This is a genomic window from Pseudomonas fluorescens, assembly GCF_902497775.2.
GTDB classification, from domain to species: domain Bacteria; phylum Pseudomonadota; class Gammaproteobacteria; order Pseudomonadales; family Pseudomonadaceae; genus Aquipseudomonas; species Aquipseudomonas putida_F.
In genome coordinates this window covers 2,354,588-2,380,053 of the sequence record NZ_OZ024668.1, presented here as the reverse complement: position 1 = coordinate 2,380,053, position 25,466 = coordinate 2,354,588, and the positions used below count along the sequence as shown (strand labels likewise).

Annotated in this window: 15 protein-coding genes and 2 pseudogenes; 7 read left to right on the top strand and 10 right to left on the bottom strand. The window is 63.7% G+C overall.

Going from position 1 to position 25,466, the window contains the following annotated elements; genetic code table 11:
* Positions 1-16: 16 nt before the first annotated feature.
* From F8N82_RS10855 to F8N82_RS10840, 4 genes are read right to left on the bottom strand one after another with little or no spacing between them, the layout of a single operon-like run.
* On the bottom strand, positions 17-1,204 hold the full coding sequence (locus tag F8N82_RS10855; RefSeq protein WP_052251483.1) for an HlyD family efflux transporter periplasmic adaptor subunit: 1,188 nt from the start codon (positions 1,202-1,204) through the stop codon (positions 17-19).
* Positions 1,194-3,353 (bottom strand): type I secretion system permease/ATPase, encoded by a 2,160-nt coding sequence (locus F8N82_RS10850; protein WP_038995278.1) that lies wholly within the window; start codon positions 3,351-3,353, stop codon positions 1,194-1,196. The genes F8N82_RS10855 and F8N82_RS10850 overlap by 11 nt, the downstream gene beginning before the upstream one ends.
* On the bottom strand, positions 3,343-4,617 hold the full coding sequence (locus F8N82_RS10845) for a TolC family protein (protein ID WP_038995277.1): 1,275 nt from the start codon (positions 4,615-4,617) through the stop codon (positions 3,343-3,345). The genes F8N82_RS10850 and F8N82_RS10845 overlap by 11 nt, the downstream gene beginning before the upstream one ends.
* Positions 4,617-11,054 carry an Ig-like domain-containing protein gene (locus tag F8N82_RS10840; protein ID WP_095163043.1) on the bottom strand — a complete coding sequence of 2,146 codons (6,438 nt, stop codon included), beginning with the start codon at positions 11,052-11,054 and terminating at the stop codon, positions 4,617-4,619. Before F8N82_RS10840 ends, F8N82_RS10845 begins: the two co-directional genes overlap by 1 nt.
* A 216-nt stretch (positions 11,055-11,270) precedes the next feature.
* Here F8N82_RS10840 and F8N82_RS10835 point away from each other — a divergent pair, with 216 nt between their 5' ends.
* Positions 11,271-11,792 (top strand): GNAT family N-acetyltransferase, encoded by a 522-nt coding sequence (locus F8N82_RS10835; protein ID WP_052251482.1) that lies wholly within the window; start codon positions 11,271-11,273, stop codon positions 11,790-11,792.
* Here F8N82_RS10835 and F8N82_RS10830 read toward each other — a convergent pair.
* On the bottom strand, positions 11,777-12,748 hold the full coding sequence (locus tag F8N82_RS10830; protein ID WP_038995273.1) for a DNA-binding protein: 972 nt from the start codon (positions 12,746-12,748) through the stop codon (positions 11,777-11,779). The two genes, F8N82_RS10835 and F8N82_RS10830, sit on opposite strands and share 16 nt — an antisense overlap.
* Before the next feature lie 178 nt (positions 12,749-12,926).
* Between F8N82_RS10830 and F8N82_RS10825 the strand changes: the two genes are divergently transcribed.
* Positions 12,927-13,886 carry a site-specific integrase gene (locus tag F8N82_RS10825; RefSeq protein WP_038995272.1) on the top strand — a complete coding sequence of 320 codons (960 nt, stop codon included), beginning with the start codon at positions 12,927-12,929 and terminating at the stop codon, positions 13,884-13,886.
* 23 nt (positions 13,887-13,909) lie between these two features.
* Here the strand turns inward: F8N82_RS10825 and F8N82_RS10820 are convergent, their stop codons facing one another.
* On the bottom strand, positions 13,910-15,073 hold the full coding sequence (locus F8N82_RS10820; RefSeq protein ID WP_038995271.1) for a glycerate kinase: 1,164 nt from the start codon (positions 15,071-15,073) through the stop codon (positions 13,910-13,912).
* Between the two features lie 283 nt (positions 15,074-15,356).
* Between F8N82_RS10820 and F8N82_RS10815 the strand changes: the two genes are divergently transcribed.
* Together F8N82_RS10815 and F8N82_RS10810 are read left to right on the top strand one after the other, a co-directional pair.
* On the top strand, positions 15,357-15,995 hold the full coding sequence (locus F8N82_RS10815; protein ID WP_038995270.1) for a DUF1120 domain-containing protein: 639 nt from the start codon (positions 15,357-15,359) through the stop codon (positions 15,993-15,995).
* Positions 15,996-16,041: 46 nt separating this feature from the next.
* Positions 16,042-16,689 (top strand): DUF1120 domain-containing protein, encoded by a 648-nt coding sequence (locus F8N82_RS10810; RefSeq protein ID WP_038995269.1) that lies wholly within the window; start codon positions 16,042-16,044, stop codon positions 16,687-16,689.
* Here the strand turns inward: F8N82_RS10810 and F8N82_RS10805 are convergent, their stop codons facing one another.
* Positions 16,690-17,790 carry a sugar diacid recognition domain-containing protein gene (locus F8N82_RS10805; RefSeq protein ID WP_038995268.1) on the bottom strand — a complete coding sequence of 367 codons (1,101 nt, stop codon included), beginning with the start codon at positions 17,788-17,790 and terminating at the stop codon, positions 16,690-16,692.
* 161 nt (positions 17,791-17,951) lie between these two features.
* Between F8N82_RS10805 and F8N82_RS10800 the strand changes: the two genes are divergently transcribed.
* On the top strand, positions 17,952-19,286 hold the full coding sequence (locus F8N82_RS10800) for an MFS transporter (RefSeq protein ID WP_038995267.1): 1,335 nt from the start codon (positions 17,952-17,954) through the stop codon (positions 19,284-19,286).
* Between the two features lie 127 nt (positions 19,287-19,413).
* Entirely contained in the window at positions 19,414-20,421 is a 1,008-nt protein-coding gene (locus F8N82_RS10795) for an aldo/keto reductase (protein ID WP_038995266.1), read from the top strand.
* Here F8N82_RS10795 and nahK read toward each other — a convergent pair.
* The 3 genes and pseudogenes from nahK to F8N82_RS10780 all read right to left on the bottom strand — a co-directional run.
* Entirely contained in the window at positions 20,399-22,978 is a 2,580-nt protein-coding gene (gene nahK / locus F8N82_RS10790; RefSeq protein ID WP_052251480.1) for a hybrid sensor histidine kinase/response regulator NahK/ErcS', read from the bottom strand. The genes F8N82_RS10795 and nahK overlap by 23 nt on opposite strands.
* Positions 22,908-23,216, bottom strand: a pseudogene (locus tag F8N82_RS10785) (nitric oxide-sensing protein NosP); the annotation flags it as partial. The gene nahK and the pseudogene F8N82_RS10785, both read right to left, overlap by 71 nt.
* A 269-nt stretch (positions 23,217-23,485) precedes the next feature.
* A pseudogene (locus tag F8N82_RS10780) lies at positions 23,486-24,036 on the bottom strand (porin); the annotation flags it as partial.
* 351 nt (positions 24,037-24,387) lie between these two features.
* Here F8N82_RS10780 and F8N82_RS10775 point away from each other — a divergent pair.
* Positions 24,388-25,458 (top strand): enoyl-CoA hydratase/isomerase family protein, encoded by a 1,071-nt coding sequence (locus tag F8N82_RS10775; RefSeq protein ID WP_038995263.1) that lies wholly within the window; start codon positions 24,388-24,390, stop codon positions 25,456-25,458.
* The last annotated feature ends 8 nt before the right edge of the window (positions 25,459-25,466 follow it).

The following is a 25,466-nucleotide window of genomic DNA, read 5'->3' as shown; positions in this document are numbered from 1 at the left end:
GAGCGTGAAGCGGTCGCTAGTACAACCGTGCCTTGACCAGCGGCCGGATCAGGTAGTTGAGCACCGTGCGCTTGCCACTGAGGATATCCACCTCGGCCACCATGCCGGGAATGATCGGCAGCACTTCGTCGCCCTTCTTCAGCTGGCTGCCATCGGTCTTGATCAACACCTGGTAATAGGACTCCTTGCCGCGCGGGGTGTCTTCTTCGATGGTGTCGGCGCTGATCTGCTCCAGGGTGCCCTTGAGGTCACCATAAATGGAGAAGTCGTAGGCGGTGATCTTGACCTTGGCCGGCATGCCCGGCACCAGAAAGGCCACATCCCGCGGCTTGATCCTCGCCTCCACCAGCAAGCGTTCCTCCACCGGGATCACTTCCATGATTGCCTCGCCAGGCTGGATCACCCCGCCGCGGGTATTGATCAGCACGGTGTTGACCCGCCCGCGCACCGGCGAAAGGATTTCGGTGCGGCGCAACTGGTCCTGGCGCTGCTGGATGATCGGCTCCAGGGTGCTGAGTTCGGCCTTGCGCTGCGAACGTTCGGTATAGGCGTCCTGGAAGTAGGTGTTTTTCAGCTCTGTGAGCTTGCCGTTGAGGGTGGCGATGTCCTGGCTGAGTTTCAGCGCTTCCATCTGGCTCACGGCACGCTTGGCCACCAACGGCCGCACCAGGTCGAGCTGGCTCTGGGCCAGGCGAATCTGCGCCTGGATCGAGCGGGTGTTCTCCAGCAGCTTGCCGCGGCGCGACTTGAACAGCTCGCGCTCGGAACGGGCCAACGGGCTGTCGGGGTCAACCCCAGGGCCGAACTCGATGCGCTCCTTGCCCAATACTTCGGCATCCAGGCGGGCAATCGCCGCGCGCAAGCCGTCGGCCTGGTTGGTCGATTCCTGGACGTTGGTCAGAAAACGCGTTTCGTCCAGGCGCACCAGGGGCTGGCCGACCTCCACCAGATCACCTTCCTTGACCAGCAGGCGGTCAAGGATGCCGCCTTCCAGGCTCTGGATCTTCTGGATACGGCTGTACGGCACCACCCGGCCATCGCCACGGGTCACCTCATCGATTTCGGCCCAGGCCGCCCAGGCGATGGCGATCAGGATACAGGCCAGCAGCAACCACAACAGCGGCCGATACACCGGATGGGTGACCGCCAGCAGCGGATCGGCCAGCTCGCGGCGCAGTTTCGCCGCCTTGCGCTCAGCATCCATGTGCACCTCCTGCGGCCTGTGGGGCCTGTACCTGACTGCCCTGCACCACCTGATCGAGCGGGCCGTCCATGATCACCCGACCCTGGCGCAGGACCACCGCGCGCTCGACCAGGGCGAGCATGCTTTTCTTGTGGGTGGTGATGATCAGCGTGCGTTTGCCCAACCATTGCTGCAGGTAGTCGATTACCTGCTTTTCGCTGGTCTGGTCGAAGGCCGCGGTGGGTTCGTCGAGCAGCAATATCGGCGGGTCCTGCAGCAGCACCCGGGCCAGGCCCACGGCCTGACGCTGGCCGCCCGACAAGCTGGCGTTGCCCTGCAGCGGCATGTCCAGCCCCAGCGGATGGCCGCGCACGAAAGCCCCCAGGCCAACACCGTCGAGGGTTTCCAGCAGTTCGTCATCGCTCAGGGCGGCGCTTTCCAGGTTGAGATTGTCGCGCAGGCTGCCCTGGAACAGCGCCACTTCCTGGGGCAGGTAGCCAATACCGCGCTGGCGGTCGGCCGGGTCGATCTGGCTGAGGCTGACATCATCAAGCAGCAACCGCCCGGCCTGGGCATCGAGCAGGCCGCTGAGCAGGCGCAGCAGGGTCGACTTGCCGGCGCCGTTGCCACCGAGCAGTGCCACCCGCTCGCCGGCCTGGATGCTCAACGCTTGTATGTCCACCACCGGCGGGCTGTCAGCGTGGCTCAAACGCACGCCTTCGAGGCGGTAGTGCCCGTGCAGGTGCGGTTTGTGCACGAAGCGCTTGCCCTTGGGCCGTTCCTGTTCGGCGGCCATCAACTGGTCGAGGCCTTCCATGGCCACCTTGGTGTGCTGCCAGCGGCCGAGGATGCCAGCGGCCTGGGACAGCGGCGCGATGGCCCGTGAGGCGAGGATCGAACAGGCCACCAGGGCACCTACGGTCATGGCCCCTTCGCTGATGCGGTAGACACCGAACACCACCACACCGACGTAGCACAATTGCTGGACGATGCTTGAGGCGTAGCTCAGGGTCGAGGCCAGGGCGTGAGTCTTCATCGCCGTGCTCGACAGCTCGCCGGTCAGGGTTTCCCATTGCTGCAGGCAACGGCCTTCGGCGCGGGTAGCCTTGACCGTTTCCAGGTGTTCGAAGGCTTCCAGCAGTACACCGTTCTTCATCGCCCCTTCGCGCAGGTTCTGCCGCGAGAGGTTACCGAGCAGGCGCTGGGTCAGCAGCCCTGGCAGCACCATCAGCACACAGGCAACCACCGGAACCCAGACCACCTGGCCACCGATCAGGGCGATGATCAGCAGGAAGATCATCACGAACGGCAGGTCACTGATCAACGCGGCGCTGGAAGAGGTAAAGAACTCGCGCACCGACTCGAACTCGCGCACCTGGGTGCTGAAGGCGCCCATGGACGCAGGCTTGGCGGCGATCCTTGTGCTCAACACCCGCGAAAACAACAGGCTCGAGAGCTGCAGGTCGAGGCGTTTGCCCAGTACATTGAGCAGGTGCCCGCGCATGATCCGCAGCACGCCATCGAGGACAATCGCCAGGGCAACGCCGCTGGCCAGAATCCACAAGGTGTCGAAGGCGGCGTTGGGCACCACGCGGTCATACACCTGCATGGCAAACAGCGCCGAGGCTATCGCCAGGACGTTGGCCACCAGCGCCGCTGCGGCAACCTCGGCATAAGAGCGCCAGAGTTTTTTCAACGGCCCGAAGAACCAGTGCTCGGGCACTGCCCGGGCATAGTCCCCTACCCGCTCATCGGCCCTGAAGCGGCACTTGGCGAACACCGCCGTGCCGCTGTACAGCGCCGCCAGTTCGCTCTGCGATAAACGCTCGACACCGCCATCGCTCTGCGGCACCAGCACCTGGGCGTGCTCAGCGTCGAGCTTGACCAGCACCAGGCTGCGCCCGTCGTTGAGCAACAGCAGGGCCGGCAGCAGATAGTTGTCCATCTGCGCCAAGGGCAATTGATCGACCCGGGCAGTGATGTCGGCACGGCGCAAGGCCCGCGCCACCAAGCGCAACGGCAACCGGCCGTGCTCCAGCGCCAGGCCGTCAACCAGTTCGGCGTCGCCTAGCGGCCGGCCCATTTGCCGGCACAACAACAGCAAGCCCTCACGCAACGGGTCGTGGTTGAGTACCACGACGTTATCGGCACTCTTGTTGTCAGCTTCCATTCAAGCGATTCTCCACCAGTGGGCCCAACAAGCCGACCTGTGCGGCCGCCCGGTACTCGATGCGTTTGCGTTCGATGTGCAGGTTGATCAGTTGCCGCTCGGCCTCGAAGCGTTCGCGCTGCACATTGAGCAAGTCGATCACGTCGCGCCGGCCGACCTCGAACTGCTCGCGGTACAGCTCACTGACCTGCGCCGATTCAGTCACCTGCTGCTGCAGCGATTTCGCCCGCCAACCCAAGGTTTCGCTGTTGTCGAACAGGGTTTGCAACTGCCGGCGGATATCGCGCTGCATGGCGTCGGCGGTAAAACGCGCCGACTCCAGGCGTTGCTGAGCGGCGGTCGGGCGGCGGAAGTTGGACAGGCCCTGGAAGGTGTCCATGCGCAAGCGCAGGGCCACCACCGAGTCGCTTTCCGGGTGTCCGCCGACTTCCCGGCGCAGCGCCGAGGCTTCGATGTTAAGTTGCGGTAGCAACGACGCTTTGGCCTCGCGGACCTGGGCTTCGGCGACATTGGCATCTTCCAGGGCCTTGCGCTGCAAGGGCGCGTCGTGAATCACCCGGGTCAGGTCGCTGGACGCCAGGTAGCGCTTGAGCGACATCGGCTCGGGATCGCTCAAGGCATCGGGCTCCTGGCCGACCAGGATCGCGTACTGGTTGCGGGCGTCCTGCAAGTTGCCCTTCTCCAGCGCCAGTTGCTCCTGGGCCCGCGCGAGTTCGAGGTTGGCGCGGTCCAGTTCGCTGCGGTCGGCATAGCCATCGCCGCCACGGTCCTCGGTCATCTGGCGGATACCGCCGAGGCGCTGCAGGTGCTCGCGCACCGCCTCGACCCGGCGTTCGGCCGCCAGGACATCCAGGTAGGTCTCGACGATATCCAGCGCAGCATCGTCACGGGCTACCAGCACCGCCTCCGACAGCTTGCGCTGGGTAGCGCTGGCACTGTCGACCTTGCTGTTGACCCGGCCCCAGTCATAAAGCATCTGCGACGCGGTCAGGTCATAGACCACCTCGCCAAAATCGAACTCCTGCGGCCCGCCAGACATCGACACCGAGGGGTAATAGCCACCTTTGGCAATCTCCACTTCAGTACCGGCGCGGTCGGCTTCGGCCATCGCCGAACGCACCTCGGGGTGGATCGCCAGCCCTGCCCGGACCGCTTGGTCCAGGGGCATGGCTGGCGTAACCAGCGGCAGGCCCAGCGCCAGCAGCCAAAGGGCCACTTGCGCCTGCCGCCGTCCCTTGCGCGCGTACTGCATGCGCGCTGCCATCAGACTACAACCTGAACCGTATTGTCCTCGACAAGCAAGATGTTGGCGCCAAAGGTGTAGACGTCGTAGTTGATGCCGTTGATCGCCTGCGTGGTCCCCGTGTTCACTGCCCCGACCACATTCAGGGTGTCGTTGCTTTCACCGGTGATCTGCAAGGTGTTGTTGGCATCGGTGATGACCCCGACCTCGGCGGCGGTCAGTGTCAACACGCTGCCGGAGTCGCCTTTGCCCAGGTCGATGCGCTCGATGTTGCTCAGCGTGCCGACCCCCACCGCGTTGTAGTCCAGGTCGATGCCGTTGGCCAGCAGCAAGGTGTCGAAGCCTGCGCCGCCGTCGATACTGACAAAGTTGGTCGCGGTGATCTGCAGGGTGTCGTTGCCGTCACCCGCCACCACCTGATCCCCGGTGCCGACGTTGAAGATCAGGTCGCTGCCCGCCCCGCCATTGATGTGCTCGGAACTGCCGTTGGCGCCCGACATCACGTCATCGCCGGCGGTGCCGTTGACATCGATCTGGCCGATGTTCAGCGACAAGCCGTTGGGCACCAGGGTAATGCCATAGGCCGCACTGTCGTTGCCCTGACTGTCGGTAGACACAATGTTGAAGGAGATCTGCGAACCCAGGTTGAGGATGTCGGTGATGTTCAACCCCAACTGGGTAAGGACGGTCGGGCTCAGCAGGTTAAGGCTGAACTGCCCGGTGGTAGGGTCTGCCGCAATCGGTAGCAGTTCGACGTTCAGCGCCGGGGTAATCACCCGGATGACCAGGCTGGAATTGGCCTCGGTGGTACCGCTCAAGCCAAAGCGCGGGTTCAACGGGTTGAGGCTGACATCGACGCCGAAGGAGCCGATGGTCACCGGTTGCGCGATGCTGCCACCGATACCGATGCTCGCCACGTTGCTCGGGTTGCCGGCCGGGTCATGGCCGACCACCGAGACCTGAGCATTGAGCAACTGGTCCCAACTGAAATCGATGTCCAGGTCGGTGAGCAGGTTCAGCGAGGCCAGCCCGCTGTTATCGGCGGTCACCGTAACGTTGGCGCTCACCCCGCCGACGTTTAAGGTCACGGTCAGCTCGGTGCCGGATTCGGCAGCGATGGTCAGCAGGTTGCCTACCAGCGACAGCACCGGGGTGGCCGGTGGCACGGTGTCGATGGTGAACGGCACCGGCGTCGCGGCGGTACCGCCGTTGATGTCGGCGGTGATGGTCGAGGCGCCTTGCGGAAACGGCCCCTGGGCACCCGGTGGCGTCAGCGTCAGAATCACGTTGCCGGTGGAAATATCGCCTGCGTTGAGAGTATGGCTGACCTCGGCCTCGTAGCCGTTCTGCCCGGCGAACTTAACGGTGACCACTTGCCCGACCTGCATGGTCGGCCGCACTGCGACATTGACCTGGATGCCGTTGGCGATTTCGGCGGCGTTGATCCAGGTGTCGGCCGCTTCCGGCACGCTCAGGGTCGGGGGCGCAAGGTCCGGGGCGTTGACCGTGCCAGGCCCGCTGACGTTGCCTGCGGCGTCAACTGCGACCGCAGACACCGGCTCGCCGGTGATCAGCGGTGGCGCGAACGGCAGGCTGAAGTTGCCGCTGCCGTCGACGTTGACCGTGATCGGGTTGGCGGTGTCGCCGTTGACCACGATACGCACCTGGCTGTTCGCCTCGGCGGTGCCGGTGAGCAAGGCGCCGTCGGCGCTGATGCTCAGCACCGGTGCGCCCGGTGCGACGCTGTCGACCGTGGTGCTGGCAGGCCCGCTGTCATTGCCAGCGGCGTCCTCGGCCACGGCATTGATCACGCTACCGTTGGGCAGCGGGCTACTTGGGGTGAAGCTCCAGTTGCCGCTGCCATCGGCGGTGGTTTCGCCAATCGGGTTGCCGCTGCCATCGGTGAGAATGACCTTGGCGCCAATTTCAGCGGTACCGGAAATCACTGCGCCGTTGCTGGCATTGATCACCGGTGTGGCCGGCGCTACCGAGTCGACCGTGGTGCTGGCCGGGCCACTGCTGTTGCCGGCCGCGTCCTGGGCCACGGCGTTGACCACGGTGCCATTGGGCAATGGCGCGCCTGGGGTGAAGCTCCAGTTGCCGCTGCCATCGGCAGTCACCTGACCAATCGGGTTGCCGCCGCCATCGGTAAGGACGACCTTGACTCCCGCTTCGGCAGTCCCTTGGATGACCGCGCCGTTGCTCGCGGCGATCACCGGGGTCGCCGGCGCCAGCGCATCGACGGTGGTGCTGACCGGCCCGCTGTTGTTACCCGCCGCGTCCTGGGCCACGGCGTTGACCACGGTACCGTTGGGCAGTGGCGCGCCTGGGGTGAAGCTCCAGTTGCCACTGCCGTCGGCAGTCACCTGGCCAATCGGGTTACCGCTGCCATCGGTCAGAATCACTTTGGCGCCGGCTTCGGCGGTGCCGCTGACGATTGCCCCGTTGCTGGCATTGATCACCGGCGTGGCAGGTGCCACTGCGTCGACCGTCGTGCTGACCGGCCCGCTGCTATTGCCGGCTGCGTCCTGGGCCACGGCATTGATCACCGTGCCATTGGGCAGCGGGCTGCCCGGGGTGAAGCTCCAGTTACCGCTGCCATCGGCAGTGGTCTGGCCAATCGGGTTACCGCTGCCATCGGTGAGAGTGACCTTGGCGCCGATTTCAGCGGTCCCGGTGATGAGCACACCATTGCTGGCATTGATCACCGGTGTGGCCGGTGCTACCGCGTCGACCGTGGTGCTGGCCGGGCCACTGCTGTTGCCGGCCGCGTCCTGGGCCACGGCATTGATCACGGTACCGTTGGGCAATGGCGCGCCAGGGGTAAAGCTCCAGTTACCGCTGCCGTCGGCAGTTACCTGGCCAATCGGGTTGCCGCCGCCATCGGTGAGCAAAATGGTCGCCCCGGCTTCGGCGGTACCGCTGATCTGGGCGCCATTGCTGGGCTCGATCACCGGTGCGGCAGGTGCGACGCCATCAATGATGGTCACCGCTACAGCGCTGTCAACACCGCCTGGGTTGCGCGCCACGACGTTGACCACGGTGCCGTCAGGCAACGGCACGCCTGGGGTGAAACTCCAGATGCCGCTGCCGTCGGCAGTTACCTGGCCAATCGGGTTGCCACTGCCATCGGTGATGATAATGGTGTTGCCGGCATCGGCCGTGCCGCTGATGACCGAGCCGTTGCTGGGATCGATCTGCGGGATCGACGGCAACGAGGTGTCCACGGTGGTGGTGCCGGGTGTTCCGGTATTACCGGCCGCATCCGTGGCCGTGACATTGACCACCGTGGTGTTGGGCAACTGCGCGCCTGGGGTGAAGCTCCAGTTGCCGCTGCCGTCGGCGGTGGTTTGGCCGATGGGGCTGCCGCTGCCGTCGGTCAAGGTAACGGTGCTGTTGGCCTCGGCGGTGCCGTTGAGGATATTGCCGTTGCTCGGGTTGACCACCGGCGCTGCCGGCGGCACGGCATCTACCGTGGTGGTACCCGGGCCGCTGACGTTGCCTGCCGGGTCCTGGGCCACGGCATTGATAACCACGCCGTTGGCCAATGGCGTACCTGGGGTGAACGACCAGTTACCGCTGCCATCGGCGGTGGTCTGGCCGATCGGACTACCGCTGCCATCGGTGATGATGACCCTGGCCCCTGCCTCGGCGGTCCCGCTGATGGTGTTGCCATTGCTCGGATTGAGCACGGGTGCGGCCGGAGCAACGCTGTCCACGGTAGTGGCGGCTTGAGCGCTGGTGTTGCCGGTCGGGTCGGTGGCCGTGGCCACCACGACCGTGCCATTGGCCAGCGGGCTGCCCGGGGTGAAGCTCCAGTTGCCACTGCCATCGGCGGTCACCTGGCCAATCGGGTTGCCACTGCTGTCAGTCAGGGTCACGGTGGCACCGGCTTCAGCGGTACCACTGATGACGCTGCCATTACTCGGATTGAGCACCGGTGCCGCAGGCGCCGAGCTGTCGACAGTCACGCTGGCAGGTGCGCTGTTGTTGCCGGCGGCATCCTGGGCGACCACGTTGACTACTGTGTCATCGGCCAGCGCCGAAGCCGGGGTGTAGCTCCAGTTGCCGCTGCCATCGGCGGTCACCTGGCCAATCGGGTTGCCGCTGCCGTCGGTGAGGATCACCTTGCTGTTGGCTTCGGCGGTGCCGCTCAGGCTGTTACCGTTGCTCGGGTTGACGGTCGGTGCAGCCGGGGCGATAGCATCCACTACCGTCGAGGCAGGCCCACTGGTATTCCCGGCCGGGTCGGTGGCCACGGCGTTGACGACGGCGCCATTGGCCAACGGGCTGGCGGGGGTGATCGACCAGTTGCCGCTGCCATCGGCAGTCACCTGGCCAATCGGGTTACCGCTGCCGTCGGTCAGGGTCACGGTGGCACCGGCTTCGGCGCTGCCGCTGAGGGTAGCGCCATTGCTCGGATTGAGCACGGGTGCGGCCGGAGCGACGCTGTCCACGGTAGTGGCGGCTTGAGCGCTGGTGTTGCCGGTCGGGTCGGTGGCCGTGGCCACCACGACCGTGCCATTGGCCAGCGGGCTGCCCGGGGTGAAGCTCCAGTTGCCACTGCCATCGGCGGTCACCTGGCCAATCGGGTTGCCACTGCTGTCAGTCAGGGTCACGGTGGCACCGGCTTCAGTGGTACCACTGATGACGCTGCCATTACTCGGGTTGAGCACCGGTGCCGCAGGCGCCGAGCTGTCGACAGTCACGCTGGCAGGTGCGCTGTTGTTGCCGGCGGCATCCTGGGCGACCACGTTGACAACGGTGCCATCGGCAATCGGCGTGCCTGGGGTGTAGCTCCAGTTGCCGCTGCCATCGGCGGTGGTTTGGCCAATAGGGTTGCCATTACCGTCGCTGATGATCACCTTGCTTCCCGGCTCGGCGGTACCACTGAGGTCGCCGCCATTGCTCGGGTTGACAGTGGGCGCGGCGGGGGTCACGCCGTCGACGGTGATGCTGCCCGGCCCGCTAATGTTACCGGCAGCGTCCTTGGCCACGGCATTGACCACCGTGCCATCGGGCAGCGCTGTGGCCGGGGTAAAACTCCAGTTGCCGTTGCTGTCGGCCGTAGTCTGGCCGATCGGATTACCGCTGCCGTCAGTCAGGGTGATGGTTGCTCCGGCTTCGGCGCTGCCGCTGATTTCACTGCCGTTGCTCAGGTTGATCAGCGGCGCTGCGGGTGCTACGGCATCGACCGTGATCGAGGCCGGTGGGCTGCTGAGGCCATTGGCATCCTGGGCCACCACATTGACCACGGTGCCATCGGCCAGCGCCGTGACCGGGGTAAAGCTCCAGTTGCCATTGGCGTCGGCGGTCGCCTGGCCGATCGGGTTGCCGTTGCCGTCGCTGATGATCAGGCTAACGCCAGGCTCGGCAGTTCCCGACAGTTCGCTGCCGTTGCTGGCATTGACTTGAGGTGTATCCGGGTAGTCGGGGGACTGGACACTGACACCGGGGCTGCTGTTGCCGGCCGGGTCGGTGAGCACTACGGTGACGGTCTGGCCATCGGTCAACGGTGGGTCGAGCGGTACCTGGAAACTGCCGTCGGGGCCGATGATCACCGTCACGTCAGGATGACCATCGCCATCGGTGTCGATGGCCGCGCTCGAACCCGGTTCGCCCTTGCCGCTGACACTGCTGCCATCGGCTGAGACCTGAAGATCGCTGGCCGGTGCAGGTGCAGTGGTATCGGGGGCGTTGGTCTGGATCGGTGGGCTGCTGTTGCCCGACGGGTCGGTGACCACCACAGTCACCGTTTCACCATTGGTCAGCGGCGGGTTCAACGGCACCTGGAAATTGCCATCGGCGCCGACCAGCACTGTCGCATCCGCTTTGCCGTCACCGTTGGTGTCGACCCCGACGGTGGCGCCTGGCTCGGCTTTACCGCTCACCGAGCTGCCGTCGGTGGCCACCTGCAGCCCGCTCGCCGCAGCCGGCGCGGTGGTATCCGGTGGTGGTGCTTCTCCCCCACCGCCGCCACCGCCTCCGCCACCACCGCTGTTGGAAATCGCCACGCCCGCACCGATCACCGCCGCCCCCGCCAGCAGCATTGCGCCAAGGCCCAGGCCTGCGAAGGTGCCACCGGAGCCTGCTCCGGCAGCCGTCAGCGAGTCAAAGCCCGACGCCGCTTCTTGCCCGACGTAGGTCGCTGCCAGCACACCATCAGCCGCCACGGGGGGCAGGCTCACCGCCACCAGCCTGCCGTCATGGACCAGGAACAGCTCACTGGGTGGCTGCCCTTGGGCATAGAAATTGGCAATACGGATGCTCTCGCCGTTCTTAAGCTGTATCACCAGGTCTGCATCGCTTTTCGAATAGCTGGCGACCGCCTCCGGATCGAGATTGAGGGCGACTTCACTGCTTTCGGAGAGTTTCAGGATGCCATTGGTAGGAATTTCTGTGACAGCGGCAGACGAGACGTTTTGATTGAGGGGAGAAACCTGCGCCTGGATCGACATGCTAGACAGTCCTTTTGCCCATAGATGACCGGAGGGGTCACACTGCTGTCTGAACAAATAGCAGCTCTGGGAAAAAAAACGATTCTGGCTTTAGGCTTAATACCTAAGCGCACTTAAACGTTTATGGCGTTAGTCCAAAAGGCTTGCCGCGCTGCGGCTGTTGCGAAAAAAACGGCGATTGACGACACTGCGACGCCACCTTCAATAGCTATCGCCATGTCCCTGACCCTGCGCCTCGCCCGCGTCGAAGACGCATTGTTACTACCTGCCGTCGAGCGTTCTGCCGCCCAGGCCTTTGCCCAACAACCAGGTTTTGAATGGATTGCCCAGGGGCCGGTGATGAGCTGCGAAGAGCACCGCAGGTTCATCGACCAGGGCCATGAGTGGGTGCTGGCCGATGCCCAGGAGCAACCGCAGGGTTTCCTCTGCGCGGAGCCTGCAGGCCGTGACCTGTTCATTCATGAGCTGTCGGTTGCCCAGGCTGTGCAAGGCCAGGGCCATGGCCGCAGGTTGATCGCCGCAGCCGGCCAGTGGGCCCGCGACAACGGCTTTCAGGCCCTGACCCTGACCACCTTTGCCACGGTCCCGTGGAACGCGCCTTTCTATGCCCGCCTGGGCTTTGAGGCACTCACTGAACAGCAGCTCAGCCAGGCCTTGCAGCAACAACTGAGCCGTGAGCAGCTGCAGGGACTGACCGGCCGCTGCGCCATGCGCCTTGAGCTTCAAGCGTTGTCCTGAGTCTGCTCGCGGGCACGCTCGGCCTGGCGCAATTGGGCTTCCTGCTTGCCGATCAGTTGCAACTGTCGGCGCAGCTCGGATACCCGTTCGGCCAGGCTCAAGGCCAGGTCCTTGTTCTGTTTCTCCAGCTCATCGCGTGAACCACTGAGCTGCGCAAGTTTCACCTCCAGGCCGTGGATTTGTGCCTGCTGACGATCGCCCAGGGTCTTGAAGCCGCGCTGGGCCTCCTTGAGGGTACGGATCTGTACCAGCAAGCCCTCGTTGTCGCGGTTCAGGCGGGTCAGCTCGTCCTGCTTGACGATCAGGGTCTGTTGCAACTGGCGCACCTCTACCTGCAGCAACTGCACCTGCGCCTCGTGGCGCCGCTGATCCTGGTCGCGCTGCTCGCGGCTGGCATTGCGGTAGTGCTCCAGGGCATCCCGGGCATGCTGGTGCTTGTCTTCCAGCGAGCGGATCTGCTCGTCCTTGTCGGCCAGGCGCAGGTTCAACTCACCCACCGCCTGGTTGAGGGTGGCGTTGCGCGTCTGTTCGCTTTGCAGGGTGCTGCGGGCAGTATTCAAGGCTTCTGACTCGCTGGCCAACGCCGCAGCCTGGATCTCATGCTGCTGTTGCAGTGCAGCCAGCGCCTGCTGGCTGATCTGGACTTGCGCCAACAGGGTCTGGCGCTCCTGCTCGAAAGTGCTGCGAGCCTGCTCGATGCGCGTCTCGCCCTCCTCTCGCAACTGTTCAGCCAGTTGCTCAACCAATGTCGCCAGCGCATCACTTAGGTTTGGCGCCGCGGCGGGTACAGCTGGCTGCAGGCTTTCCAGCTCTTTCAGGTAGCGGTGAATCGTGGTTTTCGAGCCTGTATTGCCCAGTTCGATACGTACTGCATCGATGCTCGGATGCTCGCCACGGGCCAGCAGCGCCTGGCGCGCCTTGTGCACTAATGCCTTGTTGATACCGCCACGGGCCATGTGAGCTCCTACTATTTCGTACTGTGATACGTACCATGTATTTACATGCTATCTCATTGGTTCAATTTACGCTTGAACAACCTATTAATCAGATAAAATAATCACGGCTTATCGCATGTTAAAGGCTAGAATGGCGGGTAAAAGTGCCCAGAGCGGTACGTCTGCCAGGAATGAGGCAATGAATACGATCGAGCGCTACCTGCAGGCAGCGGTACGCGACAACACGCGGCGCAGCTATCAGGCCGCGGTGGAGCACTTCGAAGTGAGCTGGGGAGGTTTTTTGCCAGCCACCGCCGACAGCATCGCTCGCTATCTGGCCGATCATGCGCAAAGCCATTCGATCAGTACCCTCAAGCAGCGCCTGGCAGCGCTGGGGCAATGGCATGTCAGCCAGGGCTTCCCCGACCCGACCAAGGCGCCGATAGTGCGCCAGTTGCTCAAGGGCATTCGCACCCTGCATCCGGCAGAGCCCAGGCAGGCCGCGCCGCTGCTCATCCAGCATCTGCAAACGGCGGTTGCGGTGCTCGAAGCGCAAGCAACCCAGGCCCGTGCCCGCCACGAGCTGCCTGCGCTACTGCGCGCCAGTCGCGACAAAGCCTTGCTGTTGATCGGTTTCTGGCGAGGGTTTCGCGGGGATGAACTGGCCCGCCTGCAGGTCGAACATATCCAGGCCCAGGCAGGCGTCGGCATGTCGATCTATCTGCCGCGCAGCAAGGGTGACCGCCAGGCGCTGGGTGTGCGTCACCGCGCCCCGGCGCTCAAAGTACTGTGCCCGGTGCAGGCCTACCTGCAATGGATAGAAGTGGCCGGCATCGCCCATGGGCCGGTGTTTCGCAAGCTCGACCGCTGGGGCAACCTGGGTGAACAGGCGCTCAACAGCAACAGCCTGATCGGCCTGCTGCGGCGCATCCTTGAGCATGCGGGTGTACCGGCAGCGTTATATACCGGTCACTCGCTGCGTCGCGGCTTTGCTACCTGGGCAACCCGCAATGGCTGGGAGCTCAAGGCTTTGATGAGTCATGTCGGCTGGAAAGATGCCAAATCGGCGCTGCGCTATATCGATGCTTCGGCGTCGTTTGGCGAGCTGGCGCTGCTCGAAGGTGGCAGCAGCGCTGGGCTACTGACGGATCAGGCTTGACACAAATAGTGAAGGTGCTGGCCTCATCGCGGGGCAAGCCCGCTCCCACAGGTCTGGCGGGCGCAACTCCATAGGCGGGCAATGTCGCGGGCGCGCGCCTGGAGCAAGGCTGGCGCATTGGCACAGGCCGCCTCCAGGGTCATCGGGCCGCCGGTCAAGGCAAACGCTGCGTCGATGCCATGGGCATACAGCTGTTCATAGCCCTCGCCAAGAGTGCCGGCGATCACCACCACCGGCACGGCATGCCGGCGGGCAATCCGGGCCACGCCGAACGGTGTTTTGCCGCGCAGCGTCTGGGCATCAAAGCGGCCTTCGCCGGTAATCACCAGGTCTGCAGCCTGCACTGCCGCCTCAAGCCCGGCCAGTTCGGCCACCACTTCGATCCCCGGGCGAAAGGTCGCCTGCATGAACGCCTTGGCAGCAAAACCCATCCCGCCGGCCGCGCCACAACCGGGAATCTCACGCACATCTGTGCCCAACAGTTGCGCACAGTGATCAGCAAAGTGCCCCAGGGCCTGGTCCAGAGCCTGGACTTCCTCGGGGCTGGCGCCTTTTTGCGGGCCGAAGATGGCCGAAGCGCCATTGCTGCCACACAGGGGGTTATCGACATCGGCGGCGACTTCCAACTGCACCTCGTTCAGACGCGGATCCAGCGCGCCGGCATCGATGCGGGCAAGCTTTGCCAGCGCCAAACCGCCTTCGGCCAGCGGCTGGTCGTATTCATCGAACAACTTCAGGCCCAGCGCTCGCAACATGCCGCTGCCGGCGTCATTGGTCGCACTGCCGCCAATGGCCAGGATGATTCGCCGCGCTCCGGCATCCAGCGCCGCACTGATCAGTTGCCCGGTACCGAGGGTACTGCTGCGGCAGGCATCGCGCTGTTCCAAGGTGAGCAATTGCAGGCCACTGGCAGTGGCCATTTCGATAATCGCCGTGTGGCTGTCGGCCAACCAGCCCCAGCCCGCCTCGACCGGCTCGCCCAACGGTCCGCGCACCTGCAGGCTACGCAGCTCACCGGCACAGGCCGCCACGATGGCCTCCATAGTGCCCTCACCGCCGTCGGCCATCGGGCACTTGACCAGATGCGCCTGCGGCCACACTTGGGCAATACCCGCAGCGATCGCATCGGCCACACCTTCGGCGCTGAGGCTGTCCTTGAACGAGTCGGGGGCGATGACGATTTTCATGAGGAATTCTCCAGATTCAATTGTTCTGCATGCTGACACTTGCCCCTCCTAGGGGCGTCAGTCAAATGCACAAGAACGTGGGTACTTTTGTTTGTCACTTGGCCAACCACAGCCCCCTTTACACGGGGGCCAATCAAAAATGCTATGCACAATTTGTAATGCTTTACATTATAAATGATCGCTTAATTGTGCATAATGCTTGCCGTCCGTGAACGCAATCCCGTCAGGTCAGCGCAACCTGCAGCGGTTCCGGCAATTAAAAAACATAACCAGGACCTTACCCATGAAAAAGACTCATTTCTGGCTCGCATGCACATTGCTGAGCCTCACCAGCGTTCAAAGCCAGGCCAGTACTGCTGAGCTGACCGTAGAAGGCACCATTGTTCCCAATGCCTGCTTACCCACTCTCGACGGCGGTGGTCGCGTGGATTATGGCGTGCTGGCGGTGGGAGATCTCAGGGAAAACCAGGACTACTACATACTCCCTGAAAAGCAAATCAACTTCGCGATCACCTGTAACAGCCCCACCCTGTTTGCCGTAAAAACCACAGACAACCGCTATGACAGCAGCTTGACCGAGTCAACGAGATTTGGACTGGGCCAGCACGAGGGTCAAAGCATTGGCAATTACGGCGTAGGATCAGCCACCAGCAGAACCCAACTTGATGGCCAGCCCGCTCAGGGCACAACTTCAACCGATAACGGACAAAACTGGAACGGGCCAAGGCAAATCTTCTGGCTAGGCAATACGAGCGTGGAGCCGGGGTATCTATTGGCGTACACCCATACCACTGCTGCACCACCACCTGCCACAAGCCTGAACTCGAACCTGCTGGTCTATTCGTTTATAGACAAGCGTTTGAACATCAACAGTGATGTGCGCATCGACGGTAGCGCGACTCTCGAAATCGTTTATCTCTGACGTTAGCCGGCACCGACCGCGCCTGCTCTGCAAGGAACCGATGGCCATGAAATTAGCGTTGACCCGGGTCTGCATGTTACTGGGACTGACCAGTGTCGGTGCCATTGCCAGCACCACTGAGGTGAGCCTGACCGGAACCCTCAGCCCCTCTGCCTGTACACCCTCATTGAGCGCCAATGGCAATATTGACTATGGCTTGCTGGTAATAGACGACCTCGAAAGCCAGGGCCCCGACTATTACAAACTGCCAGAAAAGGACATCGCCTTTACAATCAATTGCGCCAGCCCTACGGTGTTCGCAGTGAAGCCGAGCGACAACCGTTTTCCCAGCAGTTCGTCCGAGCTCAGTTTTCACTTTGGCCTCGGGCTACACAACGAGGCGCCCATTGGCTACTACACGATGCGGTTTTCGGCCTCGACCATCGAACTGGATGGCCGCGAAGGTTACCCGGCCTCCTCCCGTGATTTCGGACAAAGCTGGAGCGGTGCCACAGGCGGCTATTTTGGCGACACCAACAAAGACTCCGGTTTACGCCATGCCTATACTCATTTCCCGACCAGCGACCCGGCGCCAAAACCGGCCACACGTGTAAGCGTCAAACTGTTTGTCAGCGGTTTCCTCTCCAGGCAGCTGCCTATCAACGGTGCAGTGCACCTCGATGGCAGCACGACATTGGAGATTGTTTACCTCTGATCAGGCATCAGCCGGCAACAACTGCAAGCCCAGGTACAGGCTGAGCATCCCTTCCATGCGCAATGGGTCGACCTCACTCAGCTCGGCGATGCGCTCCAGCCGGTAGCGTAAGCTGTTGCGGTGGATGCCCAGGGCATCGGCGCAGGCCTGGCTCTGGCCGTCGTGGGCGCACCAGGCACGCAAGGTGGCCAGCAACTGGCCGCTGTTGTCCTTGGCACGGATGCGCTGCAAGGGTTCGAGCAATTCGTCCAGGGCGTCGTCGTTGCGGTGGCGCCAGAGCAGCGCCGGAAGCCGTAAACGTGCCAGCGTGAGCAGTCGCTCATCGGGCAGTACCTCACGGCCGTAGGCCAGCAAGTCACGCACGCGCCGGTAACCCCGGCGCAATTGCTCAAGGCTCTGCGCCGCCGAGCCGCTGGCCAGGCGCTGGACATGCCAACCGTGACGTTGCAGCCTGTCGAGCAGGCGCGACTCGTCCAGGGCTGCGCCCGCGGGCCGGCACCAGAGCAATGACTGGCGCGCCGGGCTCACGCACCAGCTGTCCGGGTAGCGGCTCATCAGCCAGCTGGCCAAAGTTTGCGCATCATGCCCGGCTTCCAGTTCGAACAGGCAGGGAACCCGCGCCAGTTGCGGTTTCAAACCCAGTTGCCGGGCTTCGTCGACCAATCGTGGCGAATCCCCGGTACCGCCCAGCAACAAGGCCAGCAAGTCGTCGCAACGCTGCTTGCGCCATTGCTGCTCGACCTGCAAATGGCGCTGCGCCAGGAGCATTTCGGCGGTCATGCGCACCAGTTCTGCGTAGGTGCGCAACTGCTGCGGGTCGCCGGTCAGGCCCAATACGCCAATCAACCGCCCGTCGAGCAGCAGCGGCAGGTTCACTCCGGGTTGCACACCCTTGAGGCACTTGGCCGCGTCGACATCCAGCTCGACGATACGCCCATTGGCCAATACCAGTTGCGCACCTTCATGGCGAGTATTGATACGCTGCGGTTCGCCACTGCCAAGAATCAGGCCCTGGCTGTCCATGACATTGACGTTGCAAGGCAGAATGGCCATCGCCCGGTCGACGATATCCTGTGCCAGGTCATGGTCCAGTTCGAACATAAGGCTAATCCTTGTTGTCGCAATGATTGGTCGGCGGCACAGCGCGCCGCCGATAAGGCTGTGCAAAAGCACAAAGACAGCCGTGGCCGGCTCACCGAGACTCACTGCTGCAGCCGCCAAGACGCAGGCTGCGCGACAAACATAACAACAGAGAGCAAACCATGTCTAACAGCCCTGCCCCTGACCAAGGCCAAGACGTCACCCGCAACGCGCTGTACCGGCGCATTACCCTGCGGCTGATTCCCTTCATCTTCATCTGCTACCTGTTCAACTACCTGGACCGGGTCAACGTCGGCTTCGCCAAGCTGCAGATGCTCGATGCGCTGAAGTTCAGCGAAACCATCTACGGCCTCGGTGCCGGGATATTCTTTATCGGTTACGTGCTGTGCGGCCTGCCCAGCAACCTGGCGCTCAACCGCTTCGGCCCGCGGCGCTGGATCGCGCTGATGATGATCGCCTGGGGCACGTTGTCGACCTGCTTGCTGTTCGTCACCACGCCCATGGAGTTCTATGTGCTGCGCCTGTTTACCGGCGCGGCCGAAGCGGGCTTCTTCCCCGGCATCGTGCTGTACCTCTCGCGCTGGTTCCCGGCTACCCGCCGCGGGCGGATCATGGCCCTGTTCATGTCGGCGATCCCGGTCTCGGGTCTGCTCGGCGGGCCGTTCTCCGGCTGGATCCTCAACCACTTCGCCGCCGGCCAGCACGGCCTGGCCGGCTGGCAGTGGATGTTCCTGATCCAGGGCCTGCCTACCGTGGTACTGGGCGTGCTGGCGATCTTCCTGCTCAGTGACGGCTATGCCACGGCCAAGTGGCTGAGCCCGGGCGAGCGCGACATGATCAAGCACGACCTGGCGGTCGATGCGGCCAGCAGACCGGCAACCACCAGCGACAGCGTGCTGTCGGTGTTCGCCAACCCGCTGATCTGGACCTTCGGCTTCGTCTACTTCTGCATCCAGAGCGGCGTCTACGCGATCAACTTCTGGCTGCCGTCGATCATCAAAAACCTGGGTTTCAGCGATGCCCTGGTGATCGGTTGGCTCAGTGCGATCCCATATCTGCTGGCCGGTGTGTTCATGCTCCTGGTCGGGCGCTCGGCGGACCTGCGCAACGAACGGCGCTGGCACCTGGTGGTACCGATGCTGATGGGCGCCCTGGGCTTGCTGATCGCGGTGAACTTCGCCCACAGCCCGGTCATCGCCATTCTCGGCCTGAGCATCGCCACCATGGGCGCCCTCACCGGCCTGCCGATGTTCTGGCCGATGCCTACCGCGCTGCTCAGCGCTGGCACTGCAGTGGCGGGCCTGGCGATCATCAACTCGGTCGGGCAGATGGCCGGGTTCCTGAGCCCTTACCTGGTCGGTTTCATCAAGGACCAGACAGGTTCGACCGATGCGGCGCTGTATTCGCTGGCAGGGTTGATCGTGTTTGGTAGTTTGGTGACGCTGCGGGTTTCGCGGGTGCGGGCTGCTGGGGCGGTGGCTGAACCGGTGAACTGAGGCAACCCCATCGCGGGGCAAGCCCGCTCCTACAATATGTGGGAGCGGGCTTGCCCCGCGATGCTTTAAATCGGAGGTGGAACTGTGTAAAACAGATCGAATTCCAACCGCGAAGGGACTTTCGATCATGATCTACCGTCCTCTGGGCCAAAGCGGCCTGCAGGTGTCTGCACTGACCCTGGGCAGCATGATGTTCGGCGAGCCGACCAGCGCCGAAGACTCGCTGCGCATCATCGACAAGGCCTGGGACCAAGGCATCAATTTCATCGACACTGCCGACGTCTACAACGCCGGGCGCAGTGAAGAAATCGTCGGCGAGGCCATCGCCCGCAACCGCCACGACTGGATCCTCGCCTCCAAGGTCGGCTTCGGCCCCGCCGATGGCCTGCCCAACCGCAGCGGCCTGAGCCGCAAGCACATCTTCAATGCCATCGACGCCAGCCTGACCCGCCTGGGCAGCGACTACCTGGACATCTATTACCTGCACCGCGAAGACCACAACACCCCGCTGGAGGTTACCGTCAGCGCCATTGGCGACCTGCTGCGCCAGGGCAAGATTCGCCACTGGGGGGTGTCCAACTTCCGCGGCTGGCGCATTGCCGAAATCTGCAACCTGGCCGAGCGCCTGGGGGTGGCCAAGCCTGTGGTCAGCCAGCCGCTGTACAACATCGTCAACCGCCAGGCCGAACCCGAGCAATTTACCGCTGCCGCCTACCATGGCCTGGGTATCGTGCCGTTCAGCCCGCTGGCCCGAGGCGTGCTCAGCGGCAAGTACGCACCCAATGCCAGCCCCGACGCCAACAGCCGCGCCGGGCGTCAGGACAAGCGCATCCTGGAAACCGAATGGCGCCCCGAATCGCTGCAAATCGCCCAGAAAATCCACGCCTATACCCAAGCCAAGGGCGTGGGCATGGTCGAGTTCGCGATTGCCTGGGTGCTCAACAACAAGCTGATCAGTTCGGCGATTGTCGGCCCGCGCACCGAAGCCCAGTGGGACACCTACAGTGGCGCACTGGCGGTGAAGATCACGGCTGAAGACGAAGCCTTCATCGATTCGCTGGTCACTCCCGGCCACGCCTCGACCCACGGCTACAACGACAGCGCGCACTTCGTCAGCGGGCGCCTGGCGCGCTGAGTTCACTGCCCAGCAGGTGGCTGATGGCCGCCTTTAGCTTCATCGGCCGCACCGGTTTGTGCATCAGGGTGTGGCCGCACTCACGGACCTGCTGCTTGAGCTCGTTGCTGTAGTTGGCGGTGATCATCAGCGTCGCCAGCGGTGTACGCCGCTGGGCGTTGATCGCCGCCACGGCATCGACGCCATTGCGGCCGTTGTCCAGGTGATAGTCGGCGATCAGCAGGTCAGCCGGGGCGTGGTTGATCGCCACCTGACGCGCCAGGTCCTGCTCGCTCAACGCCGTCACCACCTCGCAGCCCCATTGTTCGAGCAAGGTGCGCATACCCGCGCAGATCGCCGCGTCGTTATCCAGCACCCAGATCCGCGCGCCGTCCAGGCGTTCACGCAGCGGCTCGCTCAGGTCAGGCTCAGCCACCCGCTTCGGCGTGTGCCGGCTACGCGGCACTTCGATGGCAAACACCGAACCCTTGCCCGGTACTGAGCGCAACTGCAGACGATGGCCGAGAATCCCGGCAATTTTGTCGACGATAGCCAGGCCAAGACCCAGCCCGCGGTCCTGATCTGGGCGTTGCACATCGCCGCGTTTGAACGCCTGGAACACCTCCTCGCGGCGCTCCTCGGCAATGCCGATGCCGGTGTCCCAGACTTCAATCCACAGCGCCTTGCCACGCCGCCTGCAGCCAAGCAGCACGCGGCCACGGGGGGTATAGCGGATGGCATTGCTGAGCAGGTTGCGCAGGATCCGCGCCAGTAACTGGATATCGCTGTGTACGCTCACGCCGCACGGTACATAGGCCAGGCACAGGCCTTCACTGGCAGCGGCATGGGCATATTCGGCAGCGAGATTGTCGAGCAGGTCACTGACGGCGAAGGTGGCCAAGTCGGCCTTGATCACCCCGGCATCGAGCTTGGAGATGTCCACCAAGGTGCCAAGCAGGCTCTCGACGTCATCCAGCGAGTTGCTGACATTGCGTACCAGCGCCGGGTTGGCGCTGCTCTGTTCGAGCAAGGCACTGGTAAACAGCCGCGCCGCATTCAAGGGTTGCAGCAGGTCATGGCTGACGGCTGCGAGGAACTTGGTCTTCGACAGGTTGGCCTGCTCGGCGTCCTGCTTGGCCTTGTTCAGTTCGGCGGTGCGTTCGCGCACCCGCACTTCGAGGTTCTGGTAGGCCTGATGCAGGGCCTCGGCGGTGCGCCGCCGTTCGGTGATGTCGCGGATCAGCACGAAGATCCCCACTACTTCGCCATTGGCCAGGCGGTTGGGCACGTAGGAGCGCAGCATGTAGCGCTGCTGGCCGTTGACGTGGGTTTCGGCGCACTCGAAGGTCACGCTCTCGCCGGCCAGCGCCCGCTCGATGTAGCCCTCCAGGCGCTGGTAATGCTCGGGGCTGTGCACCTCGCGCAGGTTCTGCCCGAGCATCACCCCCGGCGGCCAGCAGTACCACTGCTCGTAGACCTTGTTGGTGAACTCGTAGACCAGTTCGGCGTTGAGGTAGGCAATCAGCGCCGGCACATGGTCGGTGATCAGGCGGATCCAGCGCTCGCTTTCGCTCAGGGCTTCGGCGTGCTGGTAGCGCTCGGTGATGTCGGTGAAGGTATTGACGAAGCCGCCAGTGGGCAACGGGTGGGTGCGGATTTCGAGCATGCGCCCGTCGTACAGGCGCTGTTCCAGCTCATGCACGCAGCGGCCGTTGCCGTCGCGGCTGGCCGGGGTCAGCAAGGCCAGTTCGCTGTCGGCGATCACCTCGGTAAAGCTGCGGTGTGCTGCTATCGGCGCCAGGCCGCTGAGTTCGAGAAAGCGCCGGTTCCACAGTTCCAATACGCCATCGGCATTGACCATGGCCACACCCTGGGACAGGTTGTCGACCGCTCGTTGCAGCAGGTACGACCTCTGCGCCACCGCCTGCTCGCGGCGCCGGGTTTCGCTGTGCTTGACCTCGGTGATATCGGTAAACAGCATCACCCGCCCGCCATCCTGGGTCGGCCGTTCACTGACTTGCAACCAACGCCCGTCTTGCAGACGATACAACAGGTGCTCGTCGCTGGCCCCGCGCTGTTCTTCACTGAACAGGCCGCTGCTGTGCATCAGGCGCTTGACCTCGGCCAGGCGCATGCCGCTGATGATACGGATGCGGCTCCCGGCCCAGAACGCTTTGAAGCGGCTGTTGAACAGAACGATGCGCAAGTCCGGGTCAAACAGCACAAAGGCGTCAGAGATGCTCTCGATGGCGTCGACCAGGTGCTGGTGGGCGGTTTCGGCACGCAAGCGCGCATCGCTGAGCAAATGGTTGCTGGCCTTGAGCTCGACCAGGGTCTGGTTCAGGGCATCGGTACGTTCGCGCACCTGTTCGGCCAGCACCACCGAATGCTGGAACGCCGCATAGGAGTCGTCCGGCCGCGCCGCCCCCGATTCCAGGCGTTCGATCAGCGCGGCATTGATGCGCAGCAGCTTGTGGTTGGCCCGTTGCAGCTCGGCCAGGCGCTGGTCACTGTTCAAGTTGGCCACGGGGCCGGCCGATGGCGACGCCGGTGAAGGTCTGGTTGATGTGCATGCCATTGAACTGTTCCCCGTAGGAGTTGAAACCCAGCACGCGCTGGCTGCGCAGAAAGCTGCCGACCTCGGCCAGGCTGTCGCGGCTTTCCAGCTCCAGGCGGCGCAGGAAGCAATCGCAACCGATGGTCAGCAACAGGGGGCCAAGGCGCTGTTGCAGGGCCTGGCCCAAGGCTGGCAGGTCGTACTCGGCGGAGCAGAAGAACAGCACAAAGCCCAGGTGCGGGTGCAGCAGCTGGCTGGCGAGCTCCAGGGCGGCAAGCTCGGCGGCGCTGGCGCGCGACACGGCACTGATCACGCCCTCGGCCGGGAACTGCTGCATGGGTGCCTCCTCGGTGGCATGGATGGATGCAGGCAGTTTAGGGAGGCTCGGCAGCGGGCCGAATGCTACTTGGGTACTGGGTGTGGGTGGCATTGGTTGTAGAGCGGGTGGCCTCATCGCGGGTCAAGCCCGCACAGGCGAGTTTGACCCACGATGCCGTTACCAGGTCAGCACCGCGCCCACGGCAAAGAAGTGCCGTTGAGCCAGCTGTAGATCTGCGCCCCGCCGAGGTCGAACTGGTAGGTGATCTCGCTCTCGGTGCGCGGGTTTTCCTGGTAGGCCTTGCCCACCGCGCTGTCGTCGTTGGTATCGACCGGGTCCATGATCCCGACGGCAATGCGCAGGCCTTCCATCACCGGCGTGCGGTAGGTGATCTGCGAGGTCGGGAACGGGTACGGGTAGCCGCTGCCGATGTTACCGAACGAGACCCCGCCACCATCGACCAGGCCCAGGGTGTCACTGACCTGGCCGTAGCCTGCGAGCAGCTCGTCGAGGAGGATGAAGCCCAGGTAGTTGGGCAGAAACCCCATCTTCACCCGCGACTGGCGGCGGTCGTACTGCTCGCCCGCCCGATCGACATCGCTGTTGACGTAGAAGGCGTTGATGTAGCCGTCGGTGGAAAGGTGGTCTGCTCCTTGTCGTAGAGCATGATTTCGGCACCGGCCAGAGGGCTCAGGCCCAAGGCCGCGAGGCTGGTCAGCAAAGGCAGGAAACGGCGATTGGCATTGTTATTGTTGTGCATGGCGCTCTGCGCAAACGGGGTGACGGATGTCGGAGGCGATTATCGAAACGCGCGCCAGGCAGCCATACGCGGCCTTGGAATGGGCTCAATAGTGCTTTGGCGCCGCAGGCCCAACGCCCCGCAGACGGCGTTAATCCCCATCACTAATCCCTTGCCCGTCGGTGCCACAAGGCTAAAGTGGCAAGACCCGGTGCGTTAGGCGCGCCTACCCATGCAAAAATGCAGACTCAGCCTGCAGATTTACGGATTGTATTGGGCAAATTTGCACTGTTACGATCCTTCGATCCTCTAGCGCCTATCCAGACCGTGTTAAAACACGTGGAAAATCAATAACAAAGCAGGGAGACAGCGATGACCGCGCACGCTCAAGCGCCAACTGATGCCCAGGTACTGGCACAGGTTCGCAACCATATCGGTCACTTGACCCTCAACCGCCCCGCCGGCCTTAACGCCCTGACCCTGGACATGGTCCGCAGCCTGCAGCGCCAGCTCGACGCCTGGGCCAGCGACACGCAGGTGCACGCCGTGGTGCTGCGCGGTGAAGGCCCGAAAGGCTTCTGCGCCGGTGGCGACATCCGTTCGCTGTACGACAGCTACAAGGCCGGTGACAGCCTGCACCGGGATTTCTTCGTCGAGGAATACGCCCTCGACCTGTGCATCCACCATTACCCCAAGCCGGTCCTCGCCCTGATGGACGGTTTCACCCTCGGCGGCGGCATGGGCCTGGCCCAGGGTGCCGACCTGCGGGTGGTCACCGAGCGCAGCCGCCTGGCCATGCCGGAAACCGCCATCGGTTACTTTCCCGATGTGGGCGGCAGCTATTTCCTTTCGCGCATTCCCGGCGAGCTGGGCACCTACCTGGGCGTCAGCGGCGTGCAGGTGCAGGCGGCCGATGCGCTGTATTGCGGCCTGGCCGACTGGTACCTGGACAGCAGCGAGCTCGCCAATCTCGATGAACGCCTCAATGCCTTGAGCTTTGGTAAACAGCCGCTCAAGGACCTGCAAGGCGTGCTGGCCAAGCTCGGCACCCAGGTGCTCGAAGACGCGCCGCTGGCGCGGTTGCGCCCGGCCATCGATCACTTCTTCGCCCTGCCCGACGTTGGCAGTATCGTGGAGCAACTGCGGGCCGTGACCGTGGCCGACAGCCACGAATGGGCGGTGAAAACCGCCGACCTGCTGGACAGCCGTTCGCCGCTCGGCATGGCCGTAACCCTGGAGATGCTGCGTCGGGGTCGCCACCTGAGTCTTGAAGACTGCTTCAAGATGGAGCTGCACCTGGACCGCCAATGGTTCGAGCATGGCGACCTGATCGAAGGCGTGCGCGCGCTGATCATCGACAAGGACAAGCAGCCACGCTGGAACCCCGCCACCCTCGCCGGCCTCAGCCGCCAGCGCGTGGATCAATTCTTCGAAGGCCTCTGAGGCCTGGA

Excerpts from the sequence above, each read along its gene's own strand:
- F8N82_RS10855 (WP_052251483.1), bottom strand. The coding sequence starts at position 1,204 with ATGGATGCTGAGCGCAAGGCGGCGAAACTGCGCCGCGAGCTGGCCGAT.
- F8N82_RS10850 (WP_038995278.1), bottom strand. The coding sequence starts at position 3,353 with ATGGAAGCTGACAACAAGAGTGCCGATAACGTCGTGGTACTCAACCAC.
- F8N82_RS10845 (WP_038995277.1), bottom strand. The coding sequence starts at position 4,617 with ATGGCAGCGCGCATGCAGTACGCGCGCAAGGGACGGCGGCAGGCGCAA.
- F8N82_RS10840 (WP_095163043.1), bottom strand. The coding sequence starts at position 11,054 with ATGTCGATCCAGGCGCAGGTTTCTCCCCTCAATCAAAACGTCTCGTCT.
- F8N82_RS10835 (WP_052251482.1), top strand. The coding sequence starts at position 11,271 with ATGTCCCTGACCCTGCGCCTCGCCCGCGTCGAAGACGCATTGTTACTA.
- F8N82_RS10830 (WP_038995273.1), bottom strand. The coding sequence starts at position 12,748 with ATGGCCCGTGGCGGTATCAACAAGGCATTAGTGCACAAGGCGCGCCAG.
- F8N82_RS10825 (WP_038995272.1), top strand. The coding sequence starts at position 12,927 with ATGAATACGATCGAGCGCTACCTGCAGGCAGCGGTACGCGACAACACG.
- F8N82_RS10820 (WP_038995271.1), bottom strand. The coding sequence starts at position 15,073 with ATGAAAATCGTCATCGCCCCCGACTCGTTCAAGGACAGCCTCAGCGCC.
- F8N82_RS10815 (WP_038995270.1), top strand. The coding sequence starts at position 15,357 with ATGAAAAAGACTCATTTCTGGCTCGCATGCACATTGCTGAGCCTCACC.
- F8N82_RS10810 (WP_038995269.1), top strand. The coding sequence starts at position 16,042 with ATGAAATTAGCGTTGACCCGGGTCTGCATGTTACTGGGACTGACCAGT.
- F8N82_RS10805 (WP_038995268.1), bottom strand. The coding sequence starts at position 17,790 with ATGTTCGAACTGGACCATGACCTGGCACAGGATATCGTCGACCGGGCG.
- F8N82_RS10800 (WP_038995267.1), top strand. The coding sequence starts at position 17,952 with ATGTCTAACAGCCCTGCCCCTGACCAAGGCCAAGACGTCACCCGCAAC.
- F8N82_RS10795 (WP_038995266.1), top strand. The coding sequence starts at position 19,414 with ATGATCTACCGTCCTCTGGGCCAAAGCGGCCTGCAGGTGTCTGCACTG.
- nahK (WP_052251480.1), bottom strand. The coding sequence starts at position 22,978 with ATGGCATGCACATCAACCAGACCTTCACCGGCGTCGCCATCGGCCGGC.
- F8N82_RS10775 (WP_038995263.1), top strand. The coding sequence starts at position 24,388 with ATGACCGCGCACGCTCAAGCGCCAACTGATGCCCAGGTACTGGCACAG.